The organism is Streptomyces sp. NBC_00443 (genome assembly GCF_036014175.1).
Classification (GTDB): Bacteria; Actinomycetota; Actinomycetes; order Streptomycetales; family Streptomycetaceae; genus Streptomyces.
The window spans coordinates 6988706-7004254 of sequence record NZ_CP107917.1 but is presented as its reverse complement, the minus strand read 5'-3'; the positions used below and the strand labels follow the sequence as shown (position 1 = coordinate 7004254).

The following is a 15549-nucleotide window of genomic DNA, read 5'->3' as shown; positions in this document are numbered from 1 at the left end:
GCGGCGCCTGCCCATTCGTCCGGTCGGGGACTGTGGGCAGGCGCCGTCTGTGTTCCGTACGCCTTTGTACGGGACGTATATGAGTGACCGTCAGGTCACTTGTGGTGCCGTCAGACCATCAGCGAGCGGTCGGTCGGCCGGATCGGCGCGGGCAGCTCGCTCGCGCCGGCCAGGAAGCGGTCGCAGCCGCGGGCGGCCGAGCGGCCCTCCGCGATGGCCCACACGATGAGCGACTGGCCGCGGCCGGCGTCACCGGCGACGAACACGCCCGGCACGTTGGTCTGGAAGTCGCCGTCACGGGCGATGTTGCCGCGCTCGTCGAGGTCCAGGCCGAACTGGTCCACCAGGCCGTTGTCACGGTCGGGGCCGGTGAAGCCCATGGCCAGCGTGACCAGCTGGGCGGGGATCTTGCGCTCCGTGCCCGGCTTCTGGGTCAGCTTGCCGTCGACGAACTCTACCTCGGTGAGGTGCAGCCACTGGACGTTGCCGTCCTCGTCGCCCTCGAAGTGGGTGGTGGAGACGGAGTAGACCCGCTCGCCGCCCTCCTCGTGCGCGGACGTGACCTTGTACAGCATCGGGAAGGTCGGCCACGGCTGGTGCGACGCCCGGTCCTCGCCCGGGCGGGGCATGATCTCCAGCTGCGTCACCGAGGCCGCGCCCTGACGGTGGGCGGTGCCCACGCAGTCGGCGCCGGTGTCGCCGCCGCCGATGACCACGACGTGCTTGCCCTCGGCGGAGATCGGGGAGGTGACGTAGTCGCCCTCCTGGACCTTGTTCGCCAGCGGCAGGTACTCCATGGCCTGGTGGACGCCCTTGAGCTCACGGCCGGGGACCGGCAGATCACGGGCGGTCGTGGCGCCGGCGGCGATGACGACCGCGTCGTAGCGCTTCTTGAGGTCGGTCGCCTTGAGGTCGCGGCCGATCTCGATGCCGGTACGGAAGCGGGTGCCCTCCGCGCGCATCTGCTCGATACGGCGGTTGATGTGCCGCTTCTCCATCTTGAACTCGGGGATGCCGTAACGGAGAAGGCCTCCGATGCGGTCCGCGCGCTCGTAGACGGCGACGGTGTGGCCGGCCCGGGTCAGCTGCTGGGCGGCGGCGAGACCGGCGGGGCCGGACCCGATGACCGCGACGGTCTTGCCGGACAGGCGTTCCGGGGCCTGCGGCGCGACATCGCCGCTGTCCCACGCCTTGTCGATGATGGAGACCTCGACGTTCTTGATGGTGACGGCCGGCTGGTTGATGCCGAGCACACACGCCGACTCGCAGGGGGCGGGGCAGAGGCGACCGGTGAACTCCGGGAAGTTGTTGGTCGCGTGCAGCCGCTCGGACGCGGCGGCCCAGTCCTCGCGGTAGGCGTAGTCGTTCCACTCGGGGATCAGGTTCCCCAGCGGACAGCCGTTGTGGCAGAACGGGATGCCGCAGTCCATGCAGCGGCTGGCCTGCTTGCTGATGATCGGCAGCAGGGAGCCGGGGACGTAGACCTCGTTCCAGTCCTTGAGGCGTACGTCGACGGGGCGGGACTTGGCGACCTCGCGCCCGTGGTTGAGGAAGCCCTTCGGGTCAGCCATTGATCGCCGCCTCCATCATCTTCTCGGTGATCTCGGTCTCGGAGAGACAAGCTCGCTCGGCGGCGTCCTTGGCGGCGAGCACTGCCTTGTACGTGCTGGGGATGATCTTGCTGAAGCGCTCGACGGCGGTCTCCCACTCGGCCAGGAGCTTCCCGGCGACCGTGGAGCCGGTCTCCTCCTGGTGGCGGCGGACCACGTCGTGCAGCCACTGCTTGTCGGTGTCGTCGAGAGCCTCGACGGCGCTCACGTTGCCGACGTTGACGTTGTCGCGGTCGAGGTCGATGACGTACGCGATGCCGCCGGACATGCCGGCCGCGAAGTTACGGCCCGTCTCGCCCAGGACCACCGCGTGGCCACCGGTCATGTACTCGCAGCCGTGGTCGCCCACGCCCTCGGAGACGACCGTCGCGCCGGAGTTGCGGACACAGAACCGCTCGCCCGTACGACCGCGCAGGAACAGCTCACCGCCGGTCGCGCCGTACGCGATGGTGTTACCCGCGATCGTCGAGTACTCGGCGAGGTGGTCGGCGCCCCGGTCGGGACGGACGATCACCCGGCCGCCGGAGAGGCCCTTGCCGACGTAGTCGTTGGCGTCGCCCTCCAGGCGCAGCGTGACACCGCGCGGCAGGAAGGCACCGAAGGACTGGCCCGCCGAGCCCGTGAAGGTGATGTCGATGGTGTCGTCGGGCAGGCCCGCGCCACCGAACTTCTTCGTCACCTCGTGGCCGAGCATGGTGCCGACCGTGCGGTTGATGTTGCGGACCTTGATCTGGGCGCGCACCGGCTGGGCGTCGGTCGCGGAGTCCGCGGCCAGCGCGTCGGCGGCGAGCTTGATGAGCTCGTTGTCGAGCGCCTTCTCCAGGCCGTGGTCCTGCTCGACCAGCGCGTGGCGCACCGCGCCCTCGGGCAGCTCGGGCACGTGGAACAGCGGGGCCAGGTTCAGGCCCTGCGCCTTCCAGTGGTCGACCGCGCGGGTCACGTCGAGGGTCTCGGCGTGGCCGACGGCCTCCTCGATGGAGCGGAAGCCCAGCTCGGCGAGGATCTCGCGGACCTCTTCGGCGATGTACTGGAAGAAGTTCACGACGTACTCGGCCTTGCCGGAGAACCGGTCCCTCAGGGTCGGGTTCTGGGTGGCGATGCCGACCGGGCAGGTGTCCAGGTGGCAGACGCGCATCATGATGCAGCCGGAGACGACGAGCGGCGCAGTCGCGAAACCGAACTCCTCGGCGCCGAGCAGCGCGGCGATGACGACGTCACGGCCGGTCTTCAGCTGGCCGTCGGTCTGCACGACGATGCGGTCGCGCAGGCCGTTGAGCAGCAGGGTCTGCTGGGTCTCGGCGAGACCGAGCTCCCAGGGGCCGCCCGCGTGCTTCAGCGAGGTGAGCGGGGAGGCGCCCGTACCGCCGTCGTGGCCGGAAATGAGCACCACGTCGGCGTGCGCCTTGGACACACCCGCGGCGACCGTGCCGACGCCGACCTCGGAGACCAGCTTCACGTGGATGCGGGCCTGCGGGTTGGCGTTCTTGAGGTCGTGGATCAGCTGAGCCAGGTCCTCGATGGAGTAGATGTCGTGGTGCGGCGGCGGGGAGATCAGGCCCACGCCCGGCGTCGAGTGACGCGTCTTCGCGACCCACGGGTAGACCTTGTGGCCGGGCAGCTGGCCGCCCTCGCCGGGCTTGGCGCCCTGGGCCATCTTGATCTGGATGTCGTCGGCGTTGACCAGGTACTCGGAGGTCACACCGAAGCGGCCGGACGCCACCTGCTTGATGCTGGAGCGGCGCGCCGGGTCGTACAGCCGGTCCGCGTCCTCGCCGCCCTCACCGGTGTTGGACTTGCCGCCCAGCTGGTTCATGGCGATGGCGAGGGTCTCGTGCGCCTCCTTGGAGATGGAGCCGTACGACATGGCGCCGGTGGAGAAGCGCTTGACGATCTCGGAAGCCGGCTCGACCTCGTCGATGGAGATCGGCTGCCGGTCGGACGTGAAGCCGAAGAGCCCGCGGAGCGTCATCAGGCGCTCGGACTGCTCGTTCACGCGCTCGGTGTACTTCTTGAAGATGTCGTAGCGACCGGTGCGCGTGGAGTGCTGGAGGCGGAAGATCGTCTCCGGGTCGAACAGGTGCGGCTCGCCCTCGCGACGCCACTGGTACTCGCCGCCTATCTCCAGCGCGCGGTGCGCCGGGGCGATGCCGGAGGCGGGGTAGGCCTTGGCGTGGCGGGCGGCGACCTCCTTGGCGATGACGTCGAGGCCGACGCCGCCGATCTTGGTGGCCGTGCCGTTGAAGTACTTCTCGACGAAGGCGGTGTCGAGACCGACGGCCTCGAAGACCTGCGCGCCGCGGTAGGAGGCGACGGTGGAGATGCCCATCTTGGACATGACCTTCAGGACGCCCTTGCCGAGGGCGTAGATCAGGTTGCGGATGGCCTTCTCGGACTCCATGCCGGGCAGGAAGGTACCGGCGCGGACGAGGTCCTCGACGGACTCCATCGCCAGGTACGGGTTCACGGCCGCGGCGCCGAAGCCGATGAGCAGGGCGACGTGGTGGACCTCTCGGACGTCGCCGGCCTCGACCAGCAGGCCCACATGGGTGCGCTGCTTGGTGCGGATGAGGTGGTGGTGGACGGCCGCGGTGAGCAGCAGCGACGGGATCGGCGCGTGCTCGGCGTCGGAGTGGCGGTCCGACAGGACGATCAGACGGGCGCCGTTGTCGATGGCGGCGTCGGCCTCGGCGCAGATCTCCTCTATGCGCGCGGCCAGCGCGTCGCCGCCGCCGTGCACCCGGTACAGGCCGGACAGGGTCGCGGCCTTGAAGCCGGGCATGTCGCCGTCGGCGTTGATGTGAATGAGCTTGGCCAGCTCGTCGTTGTCGATCACCGGGAACGGCAGGGTGACGCTGCGGCAGGACGCGGCCGTCGGCTCCAGCAGGTTGCCCTGCGGGCCGATGGACGAGAACAGCGAGGTCACGAGCTCCTCGCGGATGGCGTCCAGCGGCGGGTTCGTGACCTGCGCGAACAGCTGGGTGAAGTAGTCGAAGAGCAGTCGCGGACGGTCACTCAGCGCGGCGATCGGCGAGTCGGTGCCCATCGAGCCGATCGGCTCGATGCCGGCCTTGGCCATCGGCGCGAGGATGACGCGCAGTTCCTCCTCGGTGTAACCGAAGGTCTGCTGGCGGCGGGTGACCGAGGCGTGCGTGTGCACGATGTGCTCGCGCTCGGGCAGGTCGGACAGCTCGATCTCGCCGGCCTCCAGCCACTCGGCGTACGGCTTCTCCGCCGCGAGCTGGGCCTTGATCTCGTCGTCCTCGATGATGCGGTGCTCGGCGGTGTCGACGAGGAACATCCGGCCGGGCTGCAGGCGGCCCTTGCGGACGACCTTGGCGGGGTCGATGTCGAGGACGCCGACCTCGGAGCCGAGGACGACGAGGCCGTCGTCGGTGACCCAGTAGCGGCCGGGGCGCAGGCCGTTGCGGTCGAGCACGGCGCCGACCTGGGTGCCGTCGGTGAAGGTGACACAGGCCGGGCCGTCCCAGGGCTCCATCATCGTGGAGTGGAACTGGTAGAAGGCGCGCCGGGCCGGGTCCATGGAGTCGTGGTTCTCCCACGCCTCCGGGATCATCATCAGCACGGAGTGCGGCAGCGAGCGGCCACCGAGGTGGAGCAGCTCCAGCACCTCGTCGAAGGACGCCGAGTCGGAGGCGTCGGGCGTGCACACCGGGAAGATGCGCTCAAGAGCCTTGTCGTCGGCACCGAACAGGTCGGAGACGAGCTGCGACTCACGGGCCCGCATCCAGTTGCGGTTGCCCTTGACGGTGTTGATCTCACCGTTGTGCGCGACGAAGCGGTAGGGGTGCGCGAGCGGCCACGACGGGAAGGTGTTCGTGGAGAAGCGCGAGTGGACGAGGGCGACGGCCGAGGCGAAGCGGCGGTCGGACAGGTCCGGGAAGAAGGGCTCCAGCTGGCCGGTGGTCAGCATGCCCTTGTAGACGATCGTGCGGGCCGACAGCGACGGGAAGTAGACGCCGGCCTCGCGCTCGGCGCGCTTGCGCAGCACAAAGGCCTTGCGGTCGAGGTCGATGCCCTCCGAGGACCCGTCCGCGACGAACACCTGCCGGAAGGCGGGCATCGTCGAACGGGCGGTGGCGCCCAGCAGGTCGGGCGCGACGGGAACCTCACGCCAGCCGAGGACGTTCAGGCCCTCCTCGGACGCGATCGTCTCGATCTGCGAGACGGCGTCCTGGGTCCCGTCCTCCGGCAGGAAGGCGATACCGACGGCATACGCACCGGCCTGGGGCAGTTCGAATTCGGTCACCTCACGCAGGAAGGCGTCCGGCACCTGGGAGAGGATGCCCGCGCCGTCGCCCGAGTCGGGCTCGGAGCCCGTGGCGCCGCGGTGTTCGAGATTGCGCAGAACGGTGAGCGCCTGCTCGACCAGCGTGTGGCTCGCCTCGCCGGTGAGGGTGGCCACGAAGCCGACGCCACAGGCGTCGTGCTCGTTGCGGGGGTCGTACATACCCTGCGCAGCAGGGCGAGCATCCATGAACGACCAGTTCTGGCCATTCGTGGAGTGCTGGGACGGCTGGCGCGGCGTACGCATCGGCTCTCCCGTCGTCGTCATGTGGCATATGCAGATTGCCGAGGGACGACGTTGGCCCTCTGCGTGAGTGCAAAATTTCGTGCAGGTTACATGATGGGGCGGTTCTCGGGAAGCGGGATAATCCGTTCCACCATGCGGACACCATGGGCTGCGGCAAGGGTTCCGCGCACATGGCTCGAAGTATGTGGGGAGCGAACGGGACAGGTCCATGTCCGTCGATCCAGGGGGGCGAAGGCGGGCGTCGTCGCCCACCCCGCGGGTGCGTCACAGGCCTCATTGCCCGCAGCGCTTACGGCTCATGCCCGGTGGTTAAGCATTCGAAACCAGCGAGTAACGGCTACTTATACGGCCCAACGCATAAGTCCGAGCCGAGCTATCCTACGGCCGTTCCGAACAGGCTGCCCAGGGCGTACGTCACACCGGCCGCGGCACCACCGAGCGCGAGCTGCCGCAACCCGCTGAACCACCAGCTCCGCGCGGTCACCTTGGCCACGACCGCACCGCACAGGAACAGTCCGGCCAGCGCCAGCAGCACGGCCGGCCACAGCGCGGTCGCACCGAGCAGATACGGCAGTACGGGCAGCAGGGCGCCCAGCGCGAACGACGCGAACGACGACACGGCCGCGACCAGCGGCGACGGCAGATCACCGGGGTCGATGCCGAGCTCTTCACGGGCGTGTATCTCCAGAGCCACTTCGGGGTCGCGGGAGAGCTGCTCGGCGACGGCCCGCGCGAGCCCCGGCTCGACGCCCCGCGCTTGATAGAGGGCAGCGAGCTCGGCCTCTTCGTCCTTGGGGTGCTTTCTCAGCTCCCGCCGCTCCACGTCCAGCTCGGCCTCGACCAGCTCACGCTGCGAGGCGACGGAGGTGTACTCACCGGCAGCCATGGAGAAGGCACCCGCGGAGAGACCGGCGAGCCCGCTCAGCACGATGGTCTGATGACTGACCGCCCCGCCCGCGACACCGGTCATCAGCGCGAGGTTGGAGACCAGGCCGTCCATCGCGCCGAAGACGGCGGGGCGCAGCCAGCCTCCGTTCACATCCCGGTGCGTGTGGTTGTCACGGTGCGCCTCATGCAGGGCGGCTTCGGTCTCGATGATGGCCATGAGGGTCCCCCAGAAGGCTCAGGTAAGGCTGTCTTTAGACATGTTCTATTCTTCGACAACGCCAAATCTACGCTCCGAGATTCCTCGTCGCCAGCAAGGAAAGGCTGCGCTAACCTGCACTTTTCCCTTAGAACGCTCATTCGTGCCGGGACATGCACAGATGTCGACCGGGTGACACTGAGGCTTCTGAGGCTCGGGTCAACCGCCGACGGTGGGACATATCCGCAAAGGGCTCCGCGCCCTGGGCGGAGCCCCCGGAGGAGAGGTCACGCATGCCATCGACCGCCTGCATCCCCTCGGTCCCGGCGCCCGGGGACGCCGCCGAACTCCGCGGACGGGCACGCGGCGCACTGCTGGGCCTGGCCGTCGGCGACGCGCTGGGCGCCCCCGCGGAGAACATGAAGCCCTCCGAGATCCGCGCCCGCTGGGGCCGTATCACCGGCTTCGTCACCGACAACCCAGCAGGTACGGACGACACGGAGTACGCGATCTTCTCGGGCCTCCTCCTCGCCCGCCACGGCTCGGCCCTCACCCCGGCCCATGTGGAATCGGCCTGGCACCAGTGGATCGCGGACCGTGCGGAGGGCCCCTTCCGGGGCGCGGGCTTCAGCGAGCGCGGCACCCTGGAGAACCTCCGCCGGGGCCTCGCGGCCCCCATCTCCGCCCAGCACCGGCACGCCTGGAGCGACGGTCTCGCCATGCGGGCGGCCCCCTTCGGCGTCTTCGCGGCGGGCCGCCCGGCCGAAGCGGCCCGCCTGGTGGCGATCGACGGCTCGGTGAGCCACGAGGGCGAGGGCATCTACGGCGGCCAGGCGGTGGCGGCGGGTGTCGCGGCGGCGATGGCGGGAGCACCGACGATCGCCGTGGTGGCCTCGGCCCTGGCGGTGGTCCCGGACGACTCCTGGACGGCCCGCTCGCTGCGCCGGGCCGTGGCGGTGGCCCACCGCGGCGAACGCGCGGTCCGCTCCGCCGTCGTCATCGGCGGCTACCCCTGGACCGACCTCGCCCCCGAGGCGGTCGCGCTGGCCTTCGGGGCGTACGCGGCAGCGGACGGCGACTTCGTCCAGGCGGTCCTCACGGCCGTGAACATGGGCCGGGACGCGGACACGACGGCAGCGGTGGCGGGTGCGCTGGCGGGCGCGACGCAGGGCGAGTCCGCGATCCCGACGGAGTGGGCGGCGGCGATCGGGCCGGCCCGGGGAAGCTGCCTGCCGTCGATGGCCGGGCACCACGTCCTGGATGTGGCGGAGCTGTTGGTGCCTGGGGAGGGCGGGAAGTGGGGGGCCAGGGGGTCCGCGGCAGGTGAGGTGCCGCTGGGAGGCGAGGCTTTCGCGCGCCACTCCCTCGCTCTGGTCACGGACGACGAGGCGGAGGTCCGGCCGTGACACCGCCCCGCCCCCTGGACGAGGGGTCCCCGACTTCGGCGCCCCCGAATGACGACACCACGGCCCTCGTTCCGCCGAACGATCCCGCAGTCGCCGACGGCGAGAACGCCCCCTGGGGCCACCCGCACCCGACGACGCGAGTCGCACGGGCGGTGCGGGTGGGAGACAACCGGCCGACGGCGAAGCCGAGGCCGGACAACGCATCGCCGGCCTCCTGCTCGGCCTCGCCGCAGGCGACGCCGCCGGCTGGCCGGCAGCCCGCCACAGAGCCGCCCGCATGCCCGAGTGGACACGAAGACTCACCCGCGAACTCGACACCTTCGCCGAACACAACGCCACCACCACCCTCCCCTCCCCTCGCCCTGAACCAACCCCCGGAGCCCCTCCGCCTGGGCCCCTCCGACGACGCGGAATGGGCAGCCTTCGCAGCCGAGGCACTCCTGCGCGCCGGCGACGACACCGCCCTGGGCGACCTCAGCCGGGAGCGCCGCACCCGGGCCGCGATCGACCTGACCTGGAACGCCGTGGCCAGCGAGGTAGCCGCCGCAGCCGACCGCGCCCCCGAGGTCGAGTCGGCGATCCTCCCCCTGCGCGCCCGCATCTCCGTCCGCGCCGGCCTCGGCAACCTCGCCACCGGACTGCGCCCACCCGCCACCGGTCATGACAACCCGCACTACTTCGACGACGCCGCCTGCGTCCGGGCCTGCGTCCTCGCCGTGGCCCACCCCGGCGACCCCCGCCGCGCAGCCGACCTCGCCGAGTTCGACGCCCGCTACACCCAGGACGGCGACGGCGTGCACGGCGCGAGGGCGATGGCGGCGGCCCTCGCCCTGGCTCTGACCGGCGCGACGACGGAAGCCTGCGTCACCGCCGCACTCGCCGAACTCCCCGAGGAGACGGAGATCGGCCGCAACGCCCGCCACGCACTCAAGCTGGCGCGGGCCGCCGACAGCGCCTTCGCCCTGGTCCCCCTCCTCGAACACCAAATCGTCGACCACGTCTACAGCTACGGCGTCGCCGCGGCCGAAACGGTCCCCGTGGCTCTGGCCCTCACGGTCGCGGCGGACGGCCGTATCGCCGAGGCGGTCCCCGCCGCCGCGTGTATCTCCCGGGTCGCGGACTCGGCACCGGCCCTGGCCGGCGCGCTCACGGGCGCGCTGGGCGGCGGCGCGTCGATCCCGGCGAGCTGGCGTGACGCGTGCCGCACCCTCTCCGGCTGCGTACTCCCCCGGCTCACCGGCACTGACCTGGTGGAACTCGCCGAACTCCTGGAAGCCACGCAACCGGCCCGACCAGGAGGATGATTCGGGGCATGACGCCCAAAGCACAAGAAACCAGTGGCCCGCGAGAAGACAGTGGCCCGCGTCTCGATGAGCGGATCACCGGCGCCCTGGTCGGCGCGGCGGTCGGCGACGCCCTCGGCGGCCCGGTGGAGGGCTACTCCCCCGACCAGATCCTTCAGCGCCACGGCGGCCGTATCCACGGCATCGTCGGCCCCTGGAACGGCGACGCCTGGCGCACGGCCCGCCCCATCGCGCCGTATCACAAGGGCGACGGGCACGTCACCGACGACACGTTGATGACGCATGCGCTGATCCGCGTCTACGGGACGGTCCGCGACCACCTCGACGCGTACGCGATCGCCGACCACCTGGTCCCGGACCTGATGACGAACCCGCGCTGGATCCCGGAACTGGAGTCGCAGGCCCTCCCTCTGCACCGCATCTTCCTGGCGGAGAAGTGGCTGGTGACGCGCCTCCACTACGGCCACGTGGACCCGCGTGAGGCGGGCGTCGGCAACATCGTCAACTGCGGTGCCGCGATGTACATGGCCCCGGTCGGCCTGGTCAACGCGGCCGATCCGAGGGCGGCGTACGCCGAGGCGCTGGACATCGCGGGCGCCCACCAGTCGTCGTACGGCCGTGAGGCGGCGGGCGTCTTCGCGGCGGCGGTGGCAGCGGCGTGCACGCCGGGGGCGACACCGGACTCGGTCGTCACGGCCTGTCTCTCCCTGGCCAAGGACGGCACGCGGACCGCGATCGAGAAGATCTGCGAAGCGGCGAGCCCCCACAGCGACTTCGAGTCGGCCCTGGCCCCGCTCCGGGAGGCGGTCACCCCGTACGACACGGTCGGCCCCGACTACCGGCAGCCTTCCCTCGGTGCCCGTCGCCCCTCCCGCCTGCACGCCATCGAGGAACTCCCCATCGCCCTGGGCATGTTGCTCGTCGCGAACGGCGACTACCGCCAGGCCGTCCTCGGCGCCGTGAACTACGGCCGCGACTGCGACTCCATCGCGACGATGGCCGGCGCCGTGTGCGGCGCCCTGGGCTCACCGCCCCCTCAGGACTGGTCGAAGACGGTCGCGGAGGCCAGCCGCCTCGACCTCTGGGAACCGGCTCGCACGCTGACCGAGGTGACGCGCGAGATCCACGCCCGTGACGTCCGCCGACGCCGCGCCCACGAGGCGGCCTTCACCGCACTGGAGGGCCGAGCATGCTCCGACTGACCTGGGTCCAGCCCGAGGACCTGCTCGGCCACGAACTGCGCCAGGCGGCCCTGGACGGCAGGGAGCCGTCGAGGATCGCGGCGAGGTGGACGGCGGCGGGCGGCGGACAGGCCCCGCTGCGGGCGGGCTCGTCCGCGGAGCCGGCGTCGAGGTATCTGCGGACACTGGCCAAAGACCTGCTGGACGAACTGGCGGACCTGCCCAGCAGGTTGAAGGACGACGAGCCGACGGATCTGGACAGGATCAAGTCCCGGTGCCCGGACTGGCCGGGCGATCCCGGCACACCCACAGCACCGCCCGCTCCCACCCGCTACGAGGCCGCCTGGCTCGGCCGGGCCGTCGGCTGCCTCCTGGGCAAGCCCGTGGAAAAGCTCCCCTGGAAGCCATCCGCCAACTGGCCGGATCCACCGGCAACTGGCCCCTGAGCACCTACTTCACCGCTCGCGGTGTTCCCGAGGACCTCCTCGCCACCCACCCCTGGAACCGCCGCTCGGCGACCACCTCCCTCGCCGAGAACATCGACGGCATGCCCGAGGACGACGACCTCAACTACCCCGTGCTCAACCTCCTCCTGCTCCAACGCCACGGCAAAGCCTTCACCACCACCGACGTGGCCGGCCTCTGGCTCGACGAACTTCCGCCCGGCCGCACGTTCACGGCCGAGCGCATCGCCCACCGCAACCTGCTCCTCGGCATCGAACCCCCGCACACGGCCCGGCACCGCAATCCCTTCCGCGAATGGATCGGCGCCCTCATCCGCGCGGACGTCCACGGCTGGACCAACCCCGGCGACCCGGCCGCCGCAGCCGAACAGGCCCACCGCGACGCGACCCTCACCCACACCGCCAACGGCGTCTACGCGGCGATGTTCACGGCCGCGGTCATCGCACAGGCAGCGACGGCGACCGGCGCCCAGGACGTCCACGCCTGCCTGCGCACCGGTCTCACGGTGGTCCCCCCGCGCTCCCGCCTGGCCGAGGCGATCCACCACGCCGTCCGGCTCGCCCGGACCCACGAGGACTTCGACACGGTCGTCGACGAACTCCACGCCGCCCACGCGGACACCCACCACTGGGTCCACGCCATCCCCAACACGGCCCTGATCACCGCCGCCCTCACCCACGCGGACGGCGACTTCACCGGCTCCATCTGCCGTGCCGTGTCGGGAGGTTGGGACACCGACTCCAACGGCGCGACCGCAGGCAGCATCGCCGCCCTCCTCGCCGGCACCCCAACCGCCCTCCCCGCCCGCTGGACGGACCCCTCAAGAACCGGCTCGCCACCTCCGTCGCCGACTTCGACGGCACCGGCTTCGACACGCTCGCCCGGCTGACGCACGAGCTGACCCACCGACTCACCCCCTTGGAGGCCGCTCACCCATGACCGACATCGTCGTGCTCGGCAGCACGAACATGGACCTCGTCACGTACGTCGAGAAGGCCCCGCAGCGCGGCGAGACCGTGACGGGCCGGGAGTTCCGTACGATCCCCGGCGGCAAGGGCGCCAACCAGGCGATCGCGGCGGCCCGCGCGGGCGGCAACGTCCTGATGATCGGCGCCGTCGGCAACGACGCCTACGGCACCCACCTGCGCTCCACCCTCGAACACTCCGGTGTGGACACCGACGACCTCCGCACGGCCGAGGGCCCGTCCGGCACCGCGCACATCGTCGTGGACGACGAGGGCGGCAACGCGATCGTCGTGATTCCCGGCGCGAACGGCACGCTGGACCACCTCAGCCCCGGCGACGAGGGCGTCATCGCCTCCGCCGACACGCTGCTGCTCCAGTTGGAGATCCCGCTGGCCGCGGTCCTCGCCGGCGCCCAGGCGGCCCGCCGCCACGGTGTCCGTACGATCCTCACCCCGGCCCCCGCGCAGCCTCTGCCGGACGAACTCTTCGCCGCCGTCGACCTGTTGGTCCCCAACGAGCACGAGGCCGCCACCCTCACCGGCCGCACCGACCCCCGCGATGCGGCCATCGGGCTGCTCGACCTGGTCCCTGCGGTCGTCGTCACCCTGGGCGCGCTCGGCAGCCTGTACGTCAGCCGAGGCGCAGATCCTGTGACCGTCCCCGCCCCGAAGGTCAACGCCGTCGACTCCACCGGGGCCGGCGACACCTTCGTCGGCGCCCTCGCGGTGGCGCTCGGCGAAGAGCGGCCCATGCACGAGGCCCTGGCCTGGGCGTCCGCGGCAGCCGCCTTGTCGGTCCAGCGCGAGGGCGCCACGGTGGCGATGCCGTACCGCCCCGAGATCGAGGAACGGTACGCGTCATGACCGAGGCATCGCAGGCAGCCCGGGTGACGGAAACCGCCAGGGCTCCACTGACCGGTCTCCGCGTCCTGGACCTGGCCACCCTCTTCGCCGGCCCCCTCGCCGCCACGATGCTCGGCGACTTCGGCGCGGAGGTCGTCAAGGTCGAGCACCCCGAGAAACCGGACCCCTCCCGCGGCCACGGCCCGTCGAAGGACGGCGTCGGCCTGTGGTGGAAGGTCCTCGGCCGCAACAAGCGCACGATCACCCTCAACCTGTCCAAGCCCGGCGGTCGCGCCACCCTCCTGCGCCTGGTCGCCACGGCGGACGTCGTCATCGAGAACTTCCGCCCCGGCACCCTGGAGAAGTGGGACCTCGGCTGGCCGGAGCTCTCCGCCGCCAATCCCCGCCTGGTCCTCGCCCGCATCACCGGCTTCGGCCAGTTCGGCCCCTACGCTCACCGCCCCGGCTTCGGCACCCTCGCCGAGGCGATGAGCGGCTTCGCCGCGCTCACCGGCGAACCGGACGCGCCCCCGACGCTCCCGCCCTTCGGCCTGGCCGACTCGATCGCGGGCCTCGCCACCGCGTACGCCGTGATGACGGCCCTGGCCGCGCGCGAGCGCACCGGCGAGGGCCAGGTCGTCGACATGGCCCTCATCGAGCCGATGCTGCTGGCGCTCGGCCCCCAGGCGACCTGGTACGACCAGCTCGGCTACGTCCAGGAACGCACCGGCAACCGCTCCGCCAACAACGCCCCGCGCAACACGTACCGCACCGCGGACGGCACCTGGGTCGCCGTCTCCACCTCGGCCCAGTCGATCGCCGAGCGCGTGATGCACCTGGTGGGACGCCCCGAGCTGATCGACGAGCCGTGGTTCGCGACGGGCGCCGACCGGGCCCGCCACGCCGACGTCCTCGACAAGGCGGTCGGCGACTGGATCGCCCGCCACACCCGCGCCGACGTCCTCGCAGCCTTCGACAAGGCGGAGGCGGCGGTCGCTCCGATCCAGGACGTACGGGACGTGATGGCGGACCCCCAGTACGCGGCCCTCGACACGATCACCACCGTCGACGACCCCGAACTGGGCCCGCTCCGCATGCAGAACGTCCTCTTCCGCCTCTCCGCCACCCCCGGCACGATCCGCTGGACAGGCCGCCCGCACGGCGCGGACACGGACGAGATCCTCACCGGCCTGGGCCTGACCTCCTCCGAGCTGGCGGCCCTGCGCGAGGAGGGCGCCCTGTGACGCCCTACCCCCTGACCTGGCTGTACGCCCCCGGCGACCGCCCCCATGTGGTGGCCAAGGCCCTGACGTCCGGCGCCGACATCGTCATCGTCGACCTGGAGGACGCGGTGGCCCCGGACCGCAAGGACTACGCCCGGTCGGCCACCGCCGACCTGCTCGCGGAACCGGAGCACCCCGTCCCCGTCCATGTCCGCGTGAACGCCCTGGACACCCCGGCGGCGGCCAAGGACCTTGAGGCGCTGGCCACGCGCCCCGGCCTGTCCGGCATCCGTCTGCCCAAGGTGCGGTCCGCCGACCAGATCGTCCACCTCGCGGAGACCACACCGCCCAGCGCGGGCGGCGCACCGCCGCTGCACGCCTTGCTGGAGTCGGCCCTGGGCATCGAGCGCGCGTACGCGATCGCCTCCGCCCATCCGTCCCTGCGCGGGATCGCCCTCGGCGAGTCGGATCTGCGGGCCGACCTGGGCATCCGGGGCGACGCGGGCCTCGACTGGTCCCGCTCCCGGGTCATCGTCGCGGCCAGGGCCGCGGGCCTGGCCCCTCCGCCGCAGTCGGTCCACCCCGATATCCGCGACCTGGACGGCCTGGCGGCAACCTGCGCGCACGGCCGTGCCCTGGGTTTCCTGGGCCGTACGGCCATCCACCCGCGCCAGCTCCCGGTGATCGAACGCGCCTACCTCCCCACGGAGGAGGAACTGGAACAGGCGGAGACGATCATCAAGGCGGCGGCGACGAACCGGGGCGCCCAGGCCCTCCCGGACGGAAGCTTCATCGACGCCGCGGTGGTCGCGACGGCGCAGCGCACGCTGTCCCTGGCGCGCCGCACCTGAATACGCGACGAGGGCGCCCGGCACACCTTTCGGTATGCGGCGGGCGCCCTCGTCGACGTACGACC

The 15549-nt window shown here is 71.5% G+C and carries 8 protein-coding genes and 2 pseudogenes; 7 read left to right on the top strand and 3 right to left on the bottom strand.

Annotation, left to right across the window (positions count from 1 at the left end):
- Window positions 1–110: 110 nt before the first annotated feature.
- From OHO27_RS31840 to OHO27_RS31830, 3 genes are all read right to left on the bottom strand, one after another.
- A complete protein-coding gene (locus tag OHO27_RS31840) occupies window positions 111–1571 on the bottom strand; it encodes a glutamate synthase subunit beta (RefSeq protein WP_328428412.1) in 1461 nt (486 codons plus the stop codon).
- Window positions 1564–6162 (bottom strand): glutamate synthase large subunit, encoded by a 4599-nt coding sequence (gene gltB, locus OHO27_RS31835; protein WP_328430613.1) that lies wholly within the window; start codon window positions 6160–6162, stop codon window positions 1564–1566. Before gltB ends, OHO27_RS31840 begins: the two co-directional genes overlap by 8 nt.
- A 373-nt stretch (window positions 6163–6535) precedes the next feature.
- Window positions 6536–7267: a VIT1/CCC1 transporter family protein gene (locus OHO27_RS31830; RefSeq protein ID WP_328428411.1), complete on the bottom strand. Its 732-nt coding sequence runs from the start codon at window positions 7265–7267 to the stop codon at window positions 6536–6538.
- A gap of 272 nt (window positions 7268–7539) precedes the next feature.
- Here OHO27_RS31830 and OHO27_RS31825 point away from each other — a divergent pair, with 272 nt between their 5' ends.
- The 7 genes and pseudogenes from OHO27_RS31825 (at window position 7540) to OHO27_RS31795 (ending at window position 15484) form a co-directional block, all read left to right on the top strand.
- The gene (locus OHO27_RS31825) at window positions 7540–8652 is read left to right on the top strand and encodes an ADP-ribosylglycohydrolase family protein (RefSeq protein ID WP_328428410.1); all 1113 of its coding nucleotides are present in this window, start codon (window positions 7540–7542) and stop codon (window positions 8650–8652) included.
- Window positions 8649–9956: pseudogene (locus OHO27_RS31820) on the top strand (ADP-ribosylglycohydrolase family protein). The gene OHO27_RS31825 and the pseudogene OHO27_RS31820 overlap by 4 nt, the downstream one beginning before the upstream one ends.
- A gap of 8 nt (window positions 9957–9964) precedes the next feature.
- Complete coding sequence (locus OHO27_RS31815) at window positions 9965–11158, top strand: ADP-ribosylglycohydrolase family protein (protein WP_328428409.1); 1194 nt, start codon at window positions 9965–9967, stop codon at window positions 11156–11158.
- Window positions 11146–12541: pseudogene (locus OHO27_RS31810) on the top strand (ADP-ribosylglycohydrolase family protein). Before OHO27_RS31815 ends, OHO27_RS31810 begins: the two are co-directional and overlap by 13 nt.
- Window positions 12538–13431, top strand: a complete 894-nt coding sequence (rbsK, locus tag OHO27_RS31805; protein WP_328428408.1) for a ribokinase — start codon at window positions 12538–12540, stop codon at window positions 13429–13431. Before OHO27_RS31810 ends, rbsK begins: the two are co-directional and overlap by 4 nt.
- Window positions 13428–14654: a CaiB/BaiF CoA transferase family protein gene (locus tag OHO27_RS31800; protein WP_328428407.1), complete on the top strand. Its 1227-nt coding sequence runs from the start codon at window positions 13428–13430 to the stop codon at window positions 14652–14654. Before rbsK ends, OHO27_RS31800 begins: the two co-directional genes overlap by 4 nt.
- Entirely contained in the window at window positions 14651–15484 is an 834-nt protein-coding gene (locus tag OHO27_RS31795; RefSeq protein WP_328428406.1) for an HpcH/HpaI aldolase/citrate lyase family protein, read from the top strand. The genes OHO27_RS31800 and OHO27_RS31795 overlap by 4 nt, the downstream gene beginning before the upstream one ends.
- The last annotated feature ends 65 nt before the right edge of the window (window positions 15485–15549 follow it).

What these genes read in the sequence shown, in the direction of transcription:
- OHO27_RS31840 (WP_328428412.1), bottom strand. Translation starts at nt 1,571, where the DNA reads ATGGCTGACCCGAAGGGCTTCCTCAACCACGGGCGCGAGGTCGCCAAG.
- OHO27_RS31830 (WP_328428411.1), bottom strand. Translation starts at nt 7,267, where the DNA reads ATGGCCATCATCGAGACCGAAGCCGCCCTGCATGAGGCGCACCGTGAC.
- OHO27_RS31800 (WP_328428407.1), top strand. Translation starts at nt 13,428, where the DNA reads ATGACCGAGGCATCGCAGGCAGCCCGGGTGACGGAAACCGCCAGGGCT.
- OHO27_RS31825 (WP_328428410.1), top strand. Translation starts at nt 7,540, where the DNA reads ATGCCATCGACCGCCTGCATCCCCTCGGTCCCGGCGCCCGGGGACGCC.
- OHO27_RS31815 (WP_328428409.1), top strand. Translation starts at nt 9,965, where the DNA reads ATGACGCCCAAAGCACAAGAAACCAGTGGCCCGCGAGAAGACAGTGGC.
- gltB (WP_328430613.1), bottom strand. Translation starts at nt 6,162, where the DNA reads ATGCGTACGCCGCGCCAGCCGTCCCAGCACTCCACGAATGGCCAGAAC.
- rbsK (WP_328428408.1), top strand. Translation starts at nt 12,538, where the DNA reads ATGACCGACATCGTCGTGCTCGGCAGCACGAACATGGACCTCGTCACG.